The sequence below is a fragment of the Enhygromyxa salina genome, from assembly GCF_000737335.2.
In the GTDB taxonomy this organism is placed as follows: domain Bacteria; phylum Myxococcota_A; class Polyangia; order Nannocystales; family Nannocystaceae; genus Plesiocystis; species Plesiocystis salina_C.
The window spans coordinates 1-18,510 of sequence record NZ_JMCC02000146.1; the positions used below are offsets into that span (position 1 = coordinate 1).

General features: G+C 68.1%; 13 protein-coding genes. 7 read left to right on the forward strand and 6 right to left on the reverse strand.

The genetic code is table 11. The annotated features are described in order from the left end of the window. The 3 genes from DB30_RS37120 to DB30_RS37130 all read left to right on the forward strand — a co-directional run. On the forward strand, positions 1 to 1,597 hold a 1,597-nt coding region (locus DB30_RS37120), incomplete at its 5' end, for an RHS repeat protein (protein WP_146662343.1). Positions 1,598 to 1,623: 26 nt separating this feature from the next. Beyond that, positions 1,624 to 1,920, forward strand: a complete 297-nt coding sequence (locus tag DB30_RS37125) for a hypothetical protein (RefSeq protein WP_146662344.1) — start codon at positions 1,624 to 1,626, stop codon at positions 1,918 to 1,920. A gap of 2 nt (positions 1,921 to 1,922) precedes the next feature. Next, positions 1,923 to 2,201 carry a hypothetical protein gene (locus DB30_RS37130; RefSeq protein WP_146662346.1) on the forward strand — a complete coding sequence of 93 codons (279 nt, stop codon included), beginning with the start codon at positions 1,923 to 1,925 and terminating at the stop codon, positions 2,199 to 2,201. An 845-nt stretch (positions 2,202 to 3,046) separates the two neighbouring features. Here the strand turns inward: DB30_RS37130 and DB30_RS37135 are convergent. After that, positions 3,047 to 4,261, reverse strand: a complete 1,215-nt coding sequence (locus DB30_RS37135) for a serine/threonine-protein kinase (RefSeq protein ID WP_052558184.1) — start codon at positions 4,259 to 4,261, stop codon at positions 3,047 to 3,049. A 110-nt stretch (positions 4,262 to 4,371) separates the two neighbouring features. On the opposite strand from DB30_RS37135, the gene DB30_RS37140 reads away from it, so the two are divergent. After that, positions 4,372 to 4,893, forward strand: a complete 522-nt coding sequence (locus tag DB30_RS37140) for an RNA polymerase sigma factor (RefSeq protein ID WP_052558187.1) — start codon at positions 4,372 to 4,374, stop codon at positions 4,891 to 4,893. Between the two features lie 206 nt (positions 4,894 to 5,099). After that, the gene (locus DB30_RS37145; RefSeq protein ID WP_146662353.1) at positions 5,100 to 5,459 is read left to right on the forward strand and encodes a helix-turn-helix domain-containing protein; all 360 of its coding nucleotides are present in this window, start codon (positions 5,100 to 5,102) and stop codon (positions 5,457 to 5,459) included. Between the two features lie 189 nt (positions 5,460 to 5,648). Here the strand turns inward: DB30_RS37145 and DB30_RS37150 are convergent, their stop codons facing one another. From DB30_RS37150 to DB30_RS37170, 5 genes are all read right to left on the reverse strand, one after another. Continuing rightward, positions 5,649 to 6,605 (reverse strand): hypothetical protein, encoded by a 957-nt coding sequence (locus tag DB30_RS37150; RefSeq protein WP_146662355.1) that lies wholly within the window; start codon positions 6,603 to 6,605, stop codon positions 5,649 to 5,651. A 53-nt stretch (positions 6,606 to 6,658) separates the two neighbouring features. After that, a complete protein-coding gene (locus DB30_RS37155) occupies positions 6,659 to 7,684 on the reverse strand; it encodes an ADYC domain-containing protein (protein ID WP_052558193.1) in 1,026 nt (341 codons plus the stop codon). A gap of 34 nt (positions 7,685 to 7,718) precedes the next feature. After that, positions 7,719 to 10,874: a serine/threonine-protein kinase gene (locus tag DB30_RS37160; RefSeq protein ID WP_146662357.1), complete on the reverse strand. Its 3,156-nt coding sequence runs from the start codon at positions 10,872 to 10,874 to the stop codon at positions 7,719 to 7,721. Positions 10,875 to 10,908: 34 nt separating this feature from the next. Then, a complete protein-coding gene (locus DB30_RS37165) occupies positions 10,909 to 11,442 on the reverse strand; it encodes a hypothetical protein (protein ID WP_052558197.1) in 534 nt (177 codons plus the stop codon). Positions 11,443 to 11,635: 193 nt separating this feature from the next. Further along, positions 11,636 to 13,999 (reverse strand): FdhF/YdeP family oxidoreductase, encoded by a 2,364-nt coding sequence (locus DB30_RS37170; protein WP_052558199.1) that lies wholly within the window; start codon positions 13,997 to 13,999, stop codon positions 11,636 to 11,638. 88 nt (positions 14,000 to 14,087) lie between these two features. Here DB30_RS37170 and DB30_RS37175 point away from each other — a divergent pair, with 88 nt between their 5' ends. Further along, complete coding sequence (locus DB30_RS37175; RefSeq protein ID WP_052558201.1) at positions 14,088 to 16,037, forward strand: PAS domain S-box protein; 1,950 nt, start codon at positions 14,088 to 14,090, stop codon at positions 16,035 to 16,037. 314 nt (positions 16,038 to 16,351) lie between these two features. Continuing rightward, positions 16,352 to 18,510, forward strand: a 2,159-nt coding sequence (locus DB30_RS37180) for a VIT domain-containing protein (protein WP_165704122.1), incomplete at its 3' end; no start/stop codon positions are given.

Below are 18,510 nucleotides of genomic sequence, written 5' to 3' on the forward strand. Positions count from 1 at the left end.
GGTCGCCAGCGAGCACGTCGAGCTCGGCGGCGAGGTGATCGACAGCCGCACCTACGGCTTCGACGAGGCCGACAACAAGCAGTCCGAGCACAACCTGGGGAGCGGCCAGATCAGCGGATCTCGATCGATGATCCACGACTCGCTCGGTCGCATGGTCGGCAGCGAGGTCGCGGGCAGCGTCGCCACAGACCGCACGGTCAGCTACGAGCTCGATGGCGGCGGGAACAGGACCAACGTCACGGGAGCCACCTGCGCCGGGACCTACAGCCTCGACGCAGCGCTGAACGAATACACGCAGACGCCCTGCGAAGACTGGGCGCACGACAGCGCCGGCAACCTCGTGCAGACCCGCGCGACCGCCAACCCCGGGGCTGACCGCGAGCTCGAGTATGACCACCGCGGGCGGCTGGTCGGGGTCGTGCTTCACACGGGCGAGCCCGAGGACACCGCCGTGCGCTTCGCCTACGACGCGCTCGGTCGCAAGATCCGCGCGACCTGGTCGGAAGGCGGCGCGGCGTTCACCGAGCACTACATCTACGACGACTGGAACGTGATCGAGGAGTATGCCAACGACGACCCGACCCCAAGCGCCACGTATCTCTACGGCGACGGCCTCGACGACCGCTTGCAGATGATCCGCGGCAACTCCTGGTGGTTCTACGACGACGAGAGCGGCTCGACGACCGCGCTGGCGCACAAGCCCGCGGTTGGGCCGCTGTGGATCGAGCGCTACGCGTACCAGGACTTCGGTGAACCCAGCTTATTCTGGGCCGGCGCCCCAGTGCCGGATTCATACAGCGGCAACCCCTATCTGTTCGCCGGTCGGCGGTGGCTCGCCGAGCTCGGGCTCTACGATCTGCGCACGCGCCACCTCGACCCGATCTCCGGCCGCTTCATCACCCGCGACACCCTGGGGATCTGGGCCGACGAGGAGAACCTGGGCAACGGCTACACCTACGTCACGAACGCGCCCGGCAGCGCCACAGATCCGACTGGCGAGGCGAAGAAGCCGAAGATCAAGAACTGCCACGCGGGCGCCAGGGCAAACATCGAGGACTGGCTCGACGAAGCCGAGCGCCAAGGGCGGCTGTCACGGGACTGGTTCAACGGACAGGCAGGTCGCAAGCGCAAGCGACGAAAGGCTGACTGGAACAACTACAAGAACGATGGCCGCGAGTGGTGGGGAAAGTACGACAACACCCGCTTTCACCGGATCAAGTGGAACTTCCGCAAGATCGTGCGGCGCTGCTCGAAGAACGTGATCACCTTCAAGTGCCGCAGCACCGGCATCTTCTGCGGCCCGCCGAAGGCGGCGGCGTGGACGCTGTCCTCTTGGCACGCGTGGATTCGCGTATGCAAGAACGACAAAGGTGGCCTATTTCGCCAGGATGGTACGCCACAGACGAAGCTCGACACCGAGGACTTTGGCGGCATCATGCTACATGAAATCTCCCACAACATTAACGCGATTGGAGACAAGCGCCTTAGTGGCGCCAAGGTAGCGGACAAGGACTCGACTCGCGAGCTTGCCGCGCGAAAGCCCACTCGAGCGAGCTGGAGCGCGACCAACTACGAATTCTTTGGGACGTCCCGGTGACGTCTCGACCGCACAGGACCCCGAGAATGCACACAGCAAAAGTGACAATTCAGACGGCGCCACGACGTACTGCACGCCGTATCGCGCTGCTCTTCGCCGCATTCGCCACGACAACGGTGATGTTCAGCGCGCCGGCCCAAGGTGCAGTGTCGTGTCTGCCTGGTGAAACACTTGAACTCACCAACCCGATCGTTGCCGTCGTCGATGGTCCTGATGACGACGTTGCCCAGGAGCAAGAACGCTGGTCGAACCTCGACCCCGAGATCGAGGGCCTGGGCCTGTACTTCGCAGACGAATCTCTTGAACTGGAAAAGGAGAAGTAGCGATGGCTGATCGACTAACAACCTGCCTCGCAAGCGCACTTGTTTGCGCACTGAGCCTCACCCAACTCGCAAGCTGCATAGATTTCTCCGGCTGTGGCGAGCGTCCTCTGGTGGAGTCCGGCGAGTACAAGATCCTGAACCTTTACGGTCAGCTAAGCCCAGACTACGAGGACCTCGTCGGCGCCAAACTCATCATCGACCGAGATACCGAAACCTCCACAATCCGCTACACGCGCGATGGAACCACCTACGAAGTGCGACACGCATTGGATGCGCCGTGACCCCCATGGTCGCGTAGGGAGGACGGTACTGACCTCAGTCCAGTGGTGCAGCCTCGCTAGTCGATGGCGATGCTCGCGGTGACAGATCGAGGCGAGGGGCGCACCTGCGCTGCTGTGGGTCGGCAGCACTCGGGCTCGTCCGGATTGCACGTCGTCGCCTGTTTGCCGCTCGACCTTCATCCTGGCGGAAGCCGCGGCATCGGGGTGACTCGCGTCACCCATCCGCGTCCACGCTCACAACCCGGCCGAGGCAAGTCTGGGTGGTCGCCGGCCCCACCCATCGTCGAGAGGTGATCCGCGGGCATCGATCCGGTGCGGCGTTCTCTGGCGAGCATCTCTGAGGCGAGGGGCAAAGCCCGGCAGGAAATCCAATTCAAGAGTAGGCTCGGATCCATGCAACGGACCACCCTGACAGTTCTCACGCTCGCGCTGATCGCCGTCCCACTCACTGCCGATGCAGAGTATCGCCATTTGTGCACGTCAGTGCCCGGGGCATGCGAGTACACACCGGCCAACGTTCCCAAGCTGCTCGCCGACGTCTGCTATAGTCCCGCGAGCAACGTGGTTCGGTTGAAGGGCACGGCACCTTGTTTGGCGGGAACGAAGGCGTTCACGGTGATCTATGGCGAGGTTGTGGACCCCCAGTTGGGGACGGTGTCTGCATACATCCCGCTAGATGATGCTTGCGGCGCCGGGTTGTGTGTCGACTATGTGCCGCACGACGACTCGCAAGCGTATACGATTTGCTGTGAGAACGGCGGACCATGCTGGCCGGGCGGTGGTTGTGGGGGAGTTCACTATTGGTGCCACGATGGTGTCTGCAATGAGGACGGCACAGTGACCTGTTACGACGCGGAGTTGACGTAGATTAGCGCGGCGACAGCATCAAACTGGCTCTGGGCTTGTTGTTCCAACTTCAGGTCACCCACGTCACGCGCGAAGAGAATAGCCAACTGCCACGCGAGCAGAGCGTCCTGAAGTAGCTCCTGCCGCTCGAACTCTAGTGCGACGTCCTCACTCGCCAACGCCAGTTCACGAGATGACTCGTCGCTGATTTGCGCACGCTTTGCGGCCTCGAGCCGCCGCAGGGCTCCGTCCACGTTGCCCTCGTTGGCGGCCAGGATCGCCTCTTGCCCCGCCCACCTGATCTGCGTGTCGGTCACGAACTCCAGCGATCCCCCGCCTCGCGGCAGCACCAGCAGCGTCATCAGACCGCCCAGCATCACGCAGGCACCCCCCGCGATCAGCATCTCCCGCCAGCTCCACCGCCGTCGGGGCTTCGGGCTCAGCGCGGCGAGCAACGCCTGCATGCTGGGGAACCGCTCCTCCGGTTGCATCGACAGCCCGCGACGCAGCGCCCGCTCCACCCGCCGGGACCCCGGCGGCCTCCCTTCCAGCCCAAGCGCCAACGCGAACACGCGCTCATCGATCGTCGTCGCCTCGGTGCACGCACCAAACGGGTTGACGCCGGTCAACGCCTCCCACAGCGCAACGCAGAACGAGAACTGATCCGAGCGCGCATCGCTAGGCTTCCCCAGCAGTCGCTCGGGTGGCGCGTGGTCCAGCGTCCCACGGAACACCGGCGGGTCCTCGGCTTCGCGGTCGCGTTCGAGCGTGTCGTGATGCCGCGCGAGGCCAAAGTCGAGGACGACCGCTTTACCCTCCGGGCCAACCCGAACGTTGGCCGGCTTGAAGTCGCCATGAACGAGGCCCTTCGCGTGAATCGCCGCGAGTCCGGCCCCCGCCTGCATATACACGCCGACGATCGCCTTCGCGGCCGTGTTGTCGCGGCACCAGACGTGCAGCGGCGGGCCCTCTACATACTGCAACACGAAGTAGCGGTAGTCGGGCCCAACACCGTGATCGTAGATCGCCACGACGTGGTCGTGGTGGAACTCCGCGAGCGCCTTCCCCTCGCGCAGCGCGACGTCGCTGTCGCCGAGGTCCAGCACCTTCACGGCCACGCGCCGGTCCAGATCGCGGTCGTGGGCCTCGTAGACCCGGCCGTATCCGCCGGCTCCGATCTCGCGCACGAGCTCGAAGCGCTCGCCCACGAGCACCGGGGAATGGGGCCCACCGCACTTGGCCATCAATCGCGCCCCCGCGAACTTGCGGTCAATTGAGCGGCTGTTCTCGACTACCAAGGGGCGACTCTGCTAGGACGGCTGGTGTGTTGTACCCGACGGATGCAGACCTGCTGGCGCGGATTCGGGAGGGGGATCACCAGGCTCGTGAGATCTTCGCTGAGAAGCACGCAGACTGGGCGCGATTCTACGCTGAAGACCAGGGGGCGAAGAGCGACGCCGATGAGATCGGGCAACACGTCGTGATGCAGATGATCCTCCGGCCACCCGCTACCCTTCGGGGCACGACGGCGCGGCCGTACATGTGCCAGGCCATTCGGCGACGGGTCTACCGGGTTCGGGGGCGCGCACTCATTGAGGCGATCACCTGCGGGTCGGACTTGGCCGACCGTCGCACGAGCCCCAGCGACAAGCTGGCCACGCTGGAGCTCCTGCAGCAGGTCTGGGCGGCGGTCGAGAAGCTCACGACGCGCGAGCGAACCGTGATGCGCATGCGCTACGGGGACGACCTGCCGTTTGGTGAGATCGCTGACGCTATCGGCCGACGCGAACCAACCGTGCGCAGCATCCACGCGCGGGCGCTTCGCAAGCTCCGCGATTTTTTTTGATTTTCTTTGCAACGAAACACGGAGCCGCGGGCTCACCGTCCGGTGAGGGGCACACAGCACGACGCGTCGACGCGGGTACCGGTATCGGGGACCGGGCAACAGCGGGCGCCCCCGTGTGAACTGGCCCTCGCGCTGGCAACGGAGGCTCGCCAAGCGGCCCTGCTGACGGCGCTGCACCGGATGAGTCCAAGGTTGACGCTCGCCCAATGACGGCCAATGTCATGGACAAACCCGACAAGCCAGACTCGTTCGGCGCTCACGTCAAACGTCTCCGCGAGGTTCGGCGCCTGACCCAAGAGGAGCTGGCCGACCGGAGCGGGCTCGCGGCCGACACGATCCGGCGGCTCGAGCATCAGGATTTCTCGCCGTCATTGCGAACGCTACGCAAGGTCTGCAAGGGCCTGGGTCTCTCGATCGCGGCGTTGTTCGGGAGCTTCGAGCTTGGCGGTGTCACTGAAGAGGTCGCCCGCATCAGCGGCCTGCTGATCGGACGCTCCCCCGCGGAACTGAGGCTGCTCGAGCGGGTGCTTGCGACCCTGATAGATGAGCTTGATCGCCCTCACTGATCCGCAAGCTCGAACTTGGACTCGGCGGCGCGTTGGTCGATGATAGAATTGGGTAGCAGACGGATAGAACGAATTCAGCCAAAGCCGGCAATCGGTATCAGCTCGCCACGCATGCGAGTGCCGTTGAGGGCGGTTGTCGTTGTATATGCGGGGATCGGTCGCGTACGAGGATCAGAGGAATGAAGCGGGTCATTCGGACGGTGGCTTGTAGCCGTATGCAGGGGGGGCGACGGCGTCGATCCAGAGCTGGTGGAGGCCGTCGTTGCGTAGGTTGGCGGTGACGACTTCGGCCCAGGTCGTGGTCAGGGGCGGGGCGACCTTGCTGCCGGGATCCAGGCGGATCGGGACCGCGGCTGCGCGGCCGGTGGGCGGGGTGAAGCCGATCGTGAGGGCGTAGAGGAGGGTCATGATGTCGGGGAGCTTCACGCATCCACACTCCACGACGGCGGCGGAGGCTAGCTCGGCGAGCTTGGTACAGCGGTCGCCGGGGGCGACGTTGCCGAGCTCGCCGAAGATGCTGGCGAGAGGGGGGCAATTGTTGGCGTAGCCGCGTACCCCTTTGGCGACGAACACGACGCGATCGTTGGGGTCGGGGGGGAGCTCGGCTCGCATGTCGGCGAGCATGTCGGGGTTGCGGGGCTGCGGGATCGGGCGGTCGTCGGCGACGTGGACGAGCACGCGGACCTCGGTGCGGCCGACGGCTGCGAGGCCGCGCCACAGCTCGGCGACGGTCGAGGCGGGGAGGTCAGCGGCGATCGCCAGGGTCATCTCGCCTGGTTCGGGGATCCGTCGGGGAGGATCGGCCAGCCATGCCTGGATCGAGACGGTGCCTTGGCCCTCTGGATCGGTGAGGCCGTTCTCGTCCAAGGTGATGACGCGAGTCGCCAGGGGGTGGTAGCTGTCTGCTGTCCACGTGACCTTGGGCAGCTCGATGGCGGGCACGCCCAGGTCGAACTCACAGTAGGAGCCCAGCTCGGCCTGCAGCGGCTCCGCTGCACATACGGGATCCGCGGCAGGGCTGGCGGATCCGGATCCGCCAGGGCCTGGCTCGGCTGCAGTCGCGGCGGGGTCTGACTTGGACGGCGGGCTCTGGCACGCGAACGCGAACGCGAACGTGCCGGCGAGGAACAACGCGGGGGGTCGCACGTGACGGAGGCTACACGGTTTGTGCGGCGCGGGGGTGCGGCACTAGTGGGGCTCTAGTTGCCCCACACCGCGTAGGACGCCCACTCGCCGTCGTCGAGGCTCAGGCTGTCGCAGCTTGGCAGCGCGCAGGCGACTTCGCTTGGATCAGCCGCGCGCGGAACGTCCAGGCACAGCGCGCCCGCGTCGGTCCAGATCGCCTCGGGGGCGCTCAGATCCGAGGTGGTTGTCGGCACGACGGTGCCGCTCTGGTTCTCCCAGATGAGCTCGGTCCCGTCGACCGTGTAGGCGAGGCCGTCACCGCAGTAGTCAGCGGTGATCATTTTCAAGGTGGCTTGGCGCTGGGCTGGGCTGGCGGGCGCGCCGCTGTCGTCGAAGTTGGCGTGAGGGCCGTAGCCGAGCAGCGCCATCTTGGCGGCCGCCGAACCAGCACAGGCCAAGGTGATCCAGTTGCTCTGGTTGGGGATCACGGTCTTGGTCTCGAGGTCGTAGCGCTCGCCGGCCAGGATCACGACTGATGCCTGCAGCGGATCGATGAGCGAGCCCTTGCAGACGCTCTTTTGCAGCAAGGGCTGGGCGAGGTCGGGATAGATCAGCGCGTACGCAGCCTGGGGGGCACCGTCGGTCGCCCACGAGTCGACCTCTTCATAGCCGGCGATCACGACAGGGACGAGCAGGTTGGATTCGACGCGCAGGAGCAGGATCGAACCAACCAGTGCGTGCCCGCGCAGCTTGCCCTTACCGAACAGGCCGCCGCGGGCAACCAACGCGTCGCCCTCGGTCGTGAGGGTCCAGTTGAGCAGCAGGCCCGCCGGGGGAAAGAAGCCCACGAGCTTGACCCCGTCGGCGTTGGCGAGCCCGCCCAGGTGCAGCTCTTGCAGCGACTTCCCGTTGACCTCCGAGGTGTTGTAGCCACACCGCCACCGCGGGCAGTCGTAGCTCAGACCGCGCAGCTCGGTGTCGTCGTCGGGCTGTGCTTCGTCACAGCCTGCGAGCGGAGCCAGTCCACAAGTCAGGGCGCAAGCCATGACGGCCTGAGCGGGGAGGTTGAAGGTGCCAAGAAAGCGTAGTGAGCTGGTCATGAAATCGTCTTCGTGGGGGGCTGTGAGGTTGTGGTCATGGGGACTGGGCCTCGAGCATGTCGAGAACGTCGAGTCGACGCGCGTAGGCGCTTGGCCAGCGTTGGTAGTAGGTTCGGGCGGCGGCTGTGAGCGCAGTGACCCGAGACCACGGAGTGCCGCCGCCTGCGCCGCCGCCTGCGCCGCCGCCTGCTCCGAGTACTTGGGCGAGCGCGGTCTGGGTGCTGGCGAGCAGCCGCTCGCGCTCGAGCGGTGGGGCCTCGTCGGTGATCGCCTCGAGCTCGGCGAGCGAGCGCTCGAGCAAGCCGGCGGCGCGATCGGGGTCGTCCACAAGCAGCTCAGCGAGCACGAGGCGCCGCTCGGCCTGCTCGACGCGGATCCACCACTCTGCGCCCGCGGCCTCGCGATCGGTGTCGTCGTCCACGCGCTCGATCAGCGCATGCAGCTCGGTGATCGCGGGGCCCACGAGCTCCTCGGCTCCGCCATGCCCGACGTATGAGTACGCGTTGATCAGCAGCTTCCGATCGTCGTTTGGATCGAGCTGGTCGCGGGCGGCGAGGAACGCGGCCCGAGCCAGCTCGGGTCGGCCCCGCGTGAGCTCGAGCCGACCACGGCCAAACTCGCACTCCCCGGCGAGCCTGGCCTCTGCGATCGCGACAAAGCGAGGACACAGCTCGCGCAGGCTGGCGCCGGCGCGCTCGGGGTCCGCCATGTGGAAGGCCGCGAGCAGCCGCGCGTCTAGGGTCCACGGGTGCTCGGGGCCCACGCGCCGCTCGTAGATGTCGATCATGCGGGCGTGGATCTCCGACTGTTCGTCCGCTTCGCTCGTGACCATGCCGAGGTTGGCGAGGCCGACCGCGATCTCGAGGTGCTTGTCGCCAAACAGCCGCTCCTTGAGGACCAGCGCCTGCTCGAAGTCGGCCCGCGCACCGACCCGATCACCGGCGGCGAGCCGCACCGTGCCCGCGTTGTTGAGCAGCAGCGCGCGCAGCTCTGGGTCGTCGCCAGACCGCACGAGCATGGCGTCGGCGATCGCGAGGTCGGCGATCGCGGACTCGCCCCCACCAATGGCGAGGCCGCGCACGTAGACCCGCCGGATCATCGCCTCGGCTGCGAGCGGATCGAGGCCCTGCGCGATCGAGATTGCCAGGGCGCGGTCGAGCAGCGCGCCGCTCGACCCACGATCGAGCTGAAGGACGAGCGACGCTCGAGCCTCGCTGAGCAGCGCCTTGGCCTGCGTCGCTGGCAACTCGAGCGCCACCGCTTGGGTTGCGACGGACCGGGCGAGCTCGGTCGCTTCGGCGATCCGGCCGGCGTAGGCGAGGGTCTCGGCCCGCACCAGGCTGGACTCGAGCTGCAGCACCAGCGCCGCGACGCCGGGGTCGGTGGGTGGCTTATCCCGGGCGGCCATGGCCGCGAGGTCGTCGCAGGCGTCGAGGCGTGGGAGCTTGGCGACCATGTGCCCGGCGTGATCAACGACCTCGCCGTCGGCCGCCGAGAGGATTTGGACGGTCTCGGCCAGGGCCAAGCGCCCGCGATCGAGGCACGCCATGCGGGCGTCGAGCAGCGCGTCGGAGTGCTCGCCGCGGCGGTGCTCGTGGCACACGCGAAGGTGGGCGCTCGACCATGCGTGCGCGTAGTCGTTGAGGCTTGCGGTGATCCGATCGCCGAGCGCCTCCGCATAGGGGCGATCGCTGGCGCGCAAGGCCGCTTGGATCTTGGCCGCGCGGTCGCTGTCCCAGACCGTGGCGAGGCTCTGTTCGGCGCCGTCGCAGGTGGGGAGCGGCGCGGGAGCTTGGCCCTGTGCGACCAGCACACCGCCGAGCGCCGCGAGCCCGGCGATCGCGAGCGTGCCGATCCACCGACGTCGAACCCGGCTGGGATCCTTGGCCAGCGCGACGCTGAGCGCCCGCATTGACGCGGGCCGATCGTTGGGATCGGGCGCCAGCCCGCTCACGACCAGGGCGTGGAGCCACGTCGGCACCGAGCTGGTGCTGGGCGGCGCGGCGATCCGGCCGTTGACGACGTTGGCCTGCAGCTCGGCGAAGGACTTGGCTTTGGACTTGAACGGGTGGACGTGGTGCAGCGCCTCATACAGCGCGACGCACAGCGAGAAAATGTCCGACTTTGCGGTGGGCTCGAGGCCCAGAAATTGCTCGCGCGACATGTAGGCCGGGGTCCCAACGCGCTCGCCAGTCTTGGTGAGCGGCCCCGTGATGCGGTTGATCGAGGATGAGCTCCCGCTCCTCGACGAGCTCGCGCTGGACCCCGCTTGGCTGTCGTCTGCCCTGTGCTTGCTGACCTCGCTACCGGTCTGGACAAACTCGAGCCGGTCCGCGCCCACGAGGCCGAGATCGAGCACGCGCGCGCGCCCGTCATCGCCGATGATCACGTTGGAGGGCTTGACGTCGCGGTGAACCAGACCGGCGTCGTGGAGGGCCGCGAGCCCGTCAGCGACTTGGCAGAACACCGGGACCAGCTCACGCCAGCCGCGTCGCTTGGAGCTGGCCCATTCTTTGAGCGTGGGCCCCGACACGAATTCCATGGCGATGAACAGCTGGTCGCCCGCCGCACCGACTTCGTGCACCGTGATCACGTTGGGGTGCGCGACCTTGGCCATGGCCTGGGCCTCACGCAGGAGCCGCTCGCGGTGGCGGCCGTCGATGTCCCACTCGTGGTCGTGGAGCACCTTGACCGCGAGTCGTCGATCCAGGACCTCGTCGTAGGCCGCGTAGACCACCCCCATGCCGCCCGCGCCAAGACGCCGCAGGATCGGGTAGCGGCCGATCGTCATCGGCGTCTCCTGAGAGTCGTGCCGCCGACGCTCGCTGGGGGTCTCTGAACCTTCAGTGTCAGGCTGCCCGCGGGCGGGTGCGGGCTGTGGGCGGGCGGGCAACTCAGGCGCACGGTGCTCGGCAGCGCGGCCGCCAGCGGCGTGGTCTTGGGTCGCCGTCTGGAGTTCGCGTGCCCGGGCGACTGCGACCCGAGCGAGGAAGCCCTCGCGGAGGGCCGCGGCGGCGCTGGAGGTGTCTTCGCCGGCCGCGGCCGCCTGCTCGGCGATCTCGCTGTCGTCCGCTTGCAGCACGGCCGACGCGAGGGCGTCGACGAACTGGCGGGTCTTGTGCGGAAGGCTGATCTCAGCGCGGGCGGGGGCGTCTCGCTCGCTCGCGGACGCCTTCGCAGATGGGTTCACCGTGGGCAGCGGGCTCATGGGCACGCCCCCCCGATCAGGCCGGGAGCACCCGGTGGGCGGCCCGACGTATCCTTCGCACGATCGTCTCGAGCTGCGTCTGCGCGAGGTCGAGCTGCATGCGGATCGCAGGTCCGTCGCAGCCGAGCTCCATGGCATCGAGCACCCGCAGGGCCTGGTCGTCGTTGCGCTCGCCAAAGTAGGCGCGGAGCCGGCGAATTTGTTGCTCGGCCGACAGCGCGTCCTCGGGGTTTCCCACGCCGATCGCGTCCATGCTCGAGGTCAGCGCGATCGTGTCGAGCCCCCGCCGGGCGGCCTCGTGTGTCGACACACTGCGCATGACCCCAACGAGGTGACCGATGAAGTCGACGGCGGCCGGCTTCCAGCGGCGACGTCCGTCCAGCGTTCGCTCGAGCGCGTCGAACAGCAAGGCCTCGGCGTCGACCGAAGGCACCTTCCAGGCCAGGATCCGCGCGGCCTGCCGCAGCCGAGACCAATCGGCGTCGCTCAACCCGCGGATCGCGGTCTCGATGACAGATGCACATGACGGGCTGTTGGGCGGCAGGGTCATCGGTCAAGAAAGGGACCGACAAAGGTTAATGCCGGCCAGCTGCGTCGTTCGGACAACTACTTCAGAAATTGCATTGTATGTCGTGTGGTGCCGCAGCGCCCGGGCTGCAAAGCATGCGTCGCTACCGCAATCGTACCCGATGCCGGCGGGAGGCAGCGCGGGCGCTGGGCGGGCAGGCAACGTGAAAACCCCGTTACCTGCCGGCGGGGACGGGCTGCTTCACGATCGTCACGACCACGGACTTGAAGCTGGGCGTCCCCGATCGCGGGTCCCGAGCCGCCGCTGGGACAAGTACATTCGCCTCGGGAAAGTAAGCCGCCACACAGCCCTTTCGTACGTGGTGCGGCACGACCACCCACTTGGGGGCGCGTCGCTCGACTCCGTCAAAGTGACCGATGAGCTCGATCTGCTCATAGGGGTCGATCTCCAGCCGCTGCATGTCGGCGAGGTTCATCAGCACCAGGCGCCGATAGCCTTGGATCCCGCGCTCGCGATCGCCGAGTCCGTAGATCGTGGTGTTGTGCTGATCATGGCTCCGAACGCTGGTCAGCAGCAGCGCGCCCTCCGGGTGGTGGATGGCGGGGTCACGCGGGGCGCTCGTGAGCTGGGCCCTGCCGCTGGCCGTAGCAAACCGCCGGGCCCGGGTCGGGCTCGACAACTGCAGCGGTTGACCGGGGCGCAGCTCGGTGGCGAACGCGTCGCAGTCTGGGAGCCCGGCCGCGATCAGCTCGCGAATACGGTCGTGATCCCGGGCCAGCGAGGCCCACCGCACCGGGGAGCTTGGGGCCAGCGCCGCGCCGAGCTCCGCTAGGATCTCGACCTCCGACCTCAGGCCGTTCGCGACCGGTCGCTCTTGGCCGACCGAGGCCCGCACGCGCCCCGTCGCGTCCTCGAAGCTCGACCATTGCAGGGCGTCTTCGCCCGCTTCCATGCGCGCGAGACACGGCAAGATCAGCGCGGTCTCGCCAGTGATCAGGTGCGAGCGGTTGAGCTTGGTGCTGATCTGAACCGTCAACCGCGTGCGGCGGATGCCGGCCGCGAGCGCTTCAGTGTCGGGGCCCGCCGAGAGCAAGTTGCCGCCAAGCCCAAACAACACGTCGATCTCCCCGCGCTGCATCGCCGCGAGCGAGTCGCCGACGTCGAGCCCAGGCTCGCGCGGCATGGTCACCCCCGTCGCGCGCTCGAGGCCGGCGAGCAGCGCGTCGTCCGGTCGCGCGGTCACGCCCATGGTCCAGCAGCCGGCAGTGTTGCTGTGCCCGAGCACCGCCAGCGGCCCCGCCCCACGCTTGCCAACGTTGCCACGCAGCAACAACAGGCTCAGCAGCTGCTCGATCGCATCGACGCCGCGACGGTGCTGGGTCAAGCCGACCCCCCAGCACGCGATGGTCTTGTCGGCGCCGATGTAGATGTTCGCTGCCGCCTGGATCTGCTCGCGCTCGACCCCGCTGCGCGCGACGATGTCGTCCCACGATCGGAGCGCGAGCTCGGACTCGAGCGCCGCGAACCCCTCGGTGTGCGCGTCCACGAACGCCTGATCGACGGCCCCCGCCTCGATCACCGCCTTGCACAGCCCTTCGAACAAGGCCAGATCCCCCCCGATCCGGACCGCGACCAGTAGATCGGAGATCTCGGTTCCACTGCCAAACCAGTCGCGAGGACGTCGGGGATCGCGGGACCGGACCAGCCCGACCTCGCGCAGCGGGTTGACGGCGACGATCTTCGCTCCGCGGAGCTTGGCCGCTCGCAGCGCCTCCAGCATGCGCGGGTGGTTGCTGGCCGGGTTTTGTCCGATCACGAAGATCGCGTCGGCGGTCGCGAAATCGTCGAGCGTCACGCCGCCGCGCCAGCTCCCGAGCGTGTTCGTCAGCGCCACGCGGCTGGCCTCGTGACACAGCTGCGAGCTGCTCGCGAGGTTGTTGGTGCCCAGCTCGCGGGCCAGCAGCTGCCAACAAAACGCCGCCTCGTTGCTGACCCGCGCCGAGCTGTAGAACACCGCGCGGTTCGGATCAGGCAGGTCACGCAGCTGCGCGGCGATCAGCTCGATCGCCTCGGACCAGGTGATCGGCTCATAGCTGTTGCTCGTGGGTCGCCGAACCATGGGGTGGGTCAGGCGGCCCTGTGCGTTGAGCCAATGGTCGCTGCGGCGAGACAGCTCGGGGATCGTGTAGGTCGCGAACAGCTGGGGGCCCGCGCGCCGCTGCCCGAGCGCGTCGGCGATCGCTCGGACCCCGCTCTCGCACACGGCGATCCGGTGGGGCTGCGCGGAAACGGGCCATGCACACCCCGGGCAGGCGAACCCAGGATCTTGGTTGACTCGCCGCAGCAAGCGTAGACCCTGGCGCGTCCCGACCTTGCGCAGGGTATCGTCGAGGGCGACCGCGACGCTCGGCAGGCCGCCGCTGGTCCGCGGCGGGGGATCGACCGTCATCGGTGCGGTCACGAGCGGCGTGAGCGGACTGGCGAGCGCGCGCTCGTGTAGTTGAGCGGGCAGCTGCGCGGGGGCGGCCACGAGGGCGACCTCGCCGAGGTCAGTGGGCGCCTCGGGCGTGTCGGTCATCGGGCGGGATGGTGCCTCGCGCTGATCGGGCGATCAAGGCGCGCAACTCGGCTCCCGGTGGCGCACGGTCTTGCGTTATGGTGTTGGCATGTCCGCGGACTCACCCGAGCCGGAAATCGACGGGTCGAGCCATGATCCGAAGCTGGCCTTCGAGACCTGGCGAGGATTGTTCGATGCCTTGTCCGAGCCGATCTACGTGCAGGATCGCGACGGCAGCTTCCTCGAGGTCAACCGCGCAGCCGTCGAGATCCACGGCTACACCCGTGAAGAACTCATCGGTGCAAGCCCCGCGCTGCTCGGCGCGCCCGGGCGCGTCGACATCGAGTCGACCCTCGACGCCGTGCGCCTGGCTCTCGACGGGCAGCCGCAGGTGTTCTCGTGGTGGAGCCGCCACAAGGACGGCAGCGAGTTTCCCAAAGAAATCTCGCTCACGAAGGCCAGCTTCTTTGGCAAAGACGTCGTGATCGCGGTGGTCCGCGACGTCCGCGAGCAGATCGACCGCGAGGCCGCGCTGATGTCGACAGAGGCCCGCTACCGCGCGGTGTTCGAGCTCGCCAACGACGGCATGCTGATCGCCGACTGCGACACGGGAGAGGTCCGCAGCGTCAACCGCTGCGCGGAAGAGCTGTTCGGTCTGGCTCGCGATCAGCTGCGCGGCCGCAAGCTCGTCGAGCTGTTGAACCCCGCGGGCGACGACGCGTACGGGACCCGGGCGGAGCGACTCGAGCGGCTGACCGCCGCGCTCGCCAAGCGCGACGGCACCTCGTCGATCATCAAGTGGTCGCTGCATGGAGCGGGCGTCGAGCTGCGCTGGGTCGATCTGGGGTTCTCGCCGCTGCCTGCGGCGGAAGGGGAGGGCGGCGCGCACCTGGTCGTCAGCATCCACGACTACACCGAAAAAAAGCGCGCCTCGGAAGCGCTGCGCACGGTCGAGCAGCGCGAGCGGGTGGCCGAGCGGCTGCGGGCGCTTGGCGAGCTCGCGGCGGGTGTCGCCCACAACTTCAACAACGCGCTGACCTCGATCCTCGCGCACACCCAGGTCTTGGCCCGGAGCGATGACCTGCCGCAGTGGGCCCGCGAAGATCTCCTCGTCATCGAGCGGGTCTCTCGTGGGGCAGCGGTGACGATCCGCAGGATTCAGAGCTTCGCGCGCACCCGCGACCCCGACGCGCTCGAGGCGGCCGACCTCGCCGACGTCGTCGCCAACGCCGTCGCGCTCACGCGCCCGCGCTGGCATCCCCCAGGCGGCGACGGCAAGTGGGATCTGGACTGGACACCGTCCGAAGTGCGCTTGCCGATCATCGGCAACGGCGCCGAGCTGTGCGAGGTCATCGTCAACCTGATCCTCAACGGGCTCGACGCGATGCCCGAGGGCGGCCGCCTGACGGTCTCGACCGGGCTCGACGGTGATCGCGTGTGGGTCGAGGTCGGTGACACCGGCGTCGGCATCGACGCGGGGAGCCAGCGCCGGCTGTTCGATCCCTTCTTCTCGACCAAGGGGCGCCAGGGGTTGGGCTTGGGCCTGTCGGTCAGCCACGGCATCGTGGGCCGCCACCACGGCGAGATCTCGGTGCTCAGCGAGCCGGGCCACGGCAGCAAGTTCACGGTCTGGCTGCCGCTCGGTGAGCATGTTGGCGAGACCGAGGGCGGCACCATGGGGGGCGCGCGGCCCTCGATCATCTTGCTGGTCGACGATGATCCTGTGGTCCGCCGATCCCTGGGCCAGATGCTCGAGCAGCTCGGTCACGAGGTCGTGATGGCCGAGCACGGCAAAGAGGCGCTGATTCGGCTCGACGAGCGCCCCGACATCGACCTGGTGCTCACGGATCTGGCCATGCCCGTCCTCGACGGGGCCGGCTTGGTGCGCGAGTGCGCCAGGCGTTGGCCCAAGCTTCCGCGGATCTTGATGACGGGGCTGGTCGCGGACGCCGAGCCGGGCTTGGTCGAGCTGACCGACCTGATCCTCAGCAAGCCGATCGACCTCGCGGTGCTCGATCGGGTGCTGGCGCGACTGCTGCCCAGCATGCCGCTAGCCTAAAACGGCAGGTTGTTTTCAGCGCGGGCGAGGGCTTCTCGCCCGCTTGCGGACGCCTTTCGTAGACTGGGTCAGCGTGGGCAGCGAACTCTCGCGCTCGCGGGAACCCGATCGCGAGCGGTGGCGTTGGCTTGGCTCCTGTTCGGGCGCCGACACGCGTGGGTGTCTGCGTACATGTGTTCACGTGGCGAACAAGCCAACGTTGGTCCACGCTCAGGTTGCGTTGCCGGTCGTGAAGGTGAGAAGCTGCCCACGGGGTGGCTGGTTGGATCCCCATGCAAGGGAGTGAGCGCGCGAGTCTCACCACGGACGCCCCGGTGGCTCAGCCCCGGCGCAGGCCATTGGCGTGGCAGGGCTTTGTCGGGTTGTTGTTGCTGCTGTTGGTGTTGCCCGCCGCAACCTGCAACACCCCGCCGGTCACGGATCCCGCCGGTGGGCTCAGCCGCGGACTGCAGCTGGACAACGTTCGGCCGCCAGACAACCGCCCGATCCGCATGCTCAGCCGCGACGGCACGGATCTGCCGCTGGTCTCGCTGGAGGTCCGCGGCACCGTCGAAGATCCGCTGGCGTTCACCGAGCTCCACCTCGAATTCGAGAACCCCGAGCCGCGCCCGCTCGACGCGACCTTGTCCCTGCGGCTCCCGGCCAAGGCTCGCGTCACTCGCTTCGCGGCGTTGATCGAGGGATCCTGGCGCGAGGCCGAGGTCGTCGAGCGCAAACCAGGCGCGCTCCGGCCTTCGCTGCACGAGCCTGCAAAACTAGCGATCGATCCCAGCCCCGACGGGGATCAGCGCTTCGAGGTCACGCTCCCCAACGTACCGGGCCGGTCGGTCCAGCGTGTGATCGTGTCCTACACCCAGACCTTCGATCACATCGACATGGCGTACCGTGTGCGGCTCGCGGGGCTCCACGACATCCCGCGATTCACCGCCCGCGTGGTCGTGCGCAGCCAGCCCGATCCCTTGCTCGAGGTCTGGGCTGGCAACCGCTTGCCCGAGCAGCTTGGCATGGACGAGCACGGCCGGCGGGTGCTCGAGCTGCGCCGCTTCGACTGGACCGCGACCGAGGACTTCGTCGTGCCAACCTCGGGGCTGCGCCGCACCGGGGTCCGCAACGGTCGCAAGGTCGCCGTCCGCATCAACCCCTTGTCCCACGATCACGCCGCGCCGATCGAAGAGCTGACGATCCTGTTCGACACCAGCGCCTCGCGGGCGGTTGGCTACCGGCAGCAGGTCGAGCGGCTCGCCGAGCTGCTCGAGGCCCTGCAGCCGTGGACTGGCAACCAGCTCCCGCTGCGGCTGATCGCCTTCGATCAGGGCTTCGAGACCATCTACGAGGGCCCCCTCGGCGCCATCGACCGCGGGGCGTTCGAGCGTCTGCAGGCCCGCAGCGCGCTGGGTGCCTCAAACCTGGTCAGCGTGCTGCGGCACGTCAGCAAGCTCAGGGGCCCCAAGCAAAGCACGGGGGTGCTCGGCCCCGAGGCTTGGACTGCAGTGGGTGACGAGGACGAGTCGCCCGACGGCTGGGACAACGGCAGCAAGCGGGTGTTGTTGATCAGCGACGGCATGGCCACGGCCGGCGTGTCGGAGCGCGGGCAGCTGCTGGCGACCGTGGCCAACCTCGCCGACGCCGACATTGGGCGCGTCGACGTGATCGCCGATCACGGCCGCCGCGACGCTTGGACCCTGCGCCACTTGGTCCGCCAGCTGCCTGGTTCGGGCTTGGTGCTCGACGCATCCGACAGCCCCCGCCAGATCGTCCGGCGGCTGCTTCGGACCGTGCACGACGACGTCAAGATCTCGGTGCCCGGCGCGCGCTGGTACTACCCGGAGGTCGTCCATGGCGTGCAGTCCGACGACGAGGTCTTGGTGTTCGCGGACGTCGAGACCGTCGAGGCTGGCCTGCGGGTCACGGTAGAGAGCCACGGCAAGCAGACCTGGGTCGTGCCGCTGGTCGACGTCGAGGAGCCCCTCGTCGGGCGCGCGCTCGAGCAAGCCCGCGTCGAGTTCTTGGTGTCCACGCTCGAGGACAAGGCTGAAGGCCAGCCGCTGATCGCCCGCAAGCAGCTGTGGCGACGGATCGTCCAGAGCGCCAAGCTCAACCGCGTCCTCGGTGACTACACGCGCCTGTCGATGCTCGGCGATCGCGACGACTACGAGCGCGCCGGCCTCGATCCCGCGAGCTTGCCCGACCTGTTGTTTGCCGGCCCCGAAGGCGTGCAGGTGCGATCTCGAGGGCTGCCCAACGCGCTCGCCGAGAACGACGTCCCGCTCGCGCGCGGGCGCTTGCCCGAGTTCCCCAGTGAGACCCTTGGCATCGATCAGCTGCTGCTGCTGGCCCAAGACGAGGTGTCTGCTGGCCCGAGCGGGCTGAGCTCGGCCGACGCCGACGCCGTGATGGCGGCGGGCGCCCTCGTCGAGCCACCGTTGCCAGCGCTGCTGCCCGAGCTCGAGCCGCCGCCCGACTCGCCGGCCGC

Coding starts and splice junctions, on each gene's coding strand:
- DB30_RS37175 (WP_052558201.1), top strand. CDS start 14,088: ATGTCCGCGGACTCACCCGAGCCGGAAATCGACGGGTCGAGCCATGAT.
- DB30_RS37125 (WP_146662344.1), top strand. CDS start 1,624: ATGCACACAGCAAAAGTGACAATTCAGACGGCGCCACGACGTACTGCA.
- DB30_RS37145 (WP_146662353.1), top strand. CDS start 5,100: ATGACGGCCAATGTCATGGACAAACCCGACAAGCCAGACTCGTTCGGC.
- DB30_RS37130 (WP_146662346.1), top strand. CDS start 1,923: ATGGCTGATCGACTAACAACCTGCCTCGCAAGCGCACTTGTTTGCGCA.
- DB30_RS37170 (WP_052558199.1), bottom strand. CDS start 13,999: ATGACCGACACGCCCGAGGCGCCCACTGACCTCGGCGAGGTCGCCCTC.
- DB30_RS37165 (WP_052558197.1), bottom strand. CDS start 11,442: ATGACCCTGCCGCCCAACAGCCCGTCATGTGCATCTGTCATCGAGACC.
- DB30_RS37155 (WP_052558193.1), bottom strand. CDS start 7,684: ATGACCAGCTCACTACGCTTTCTTGGCACCTTCAACCTCCCCGCTCAG.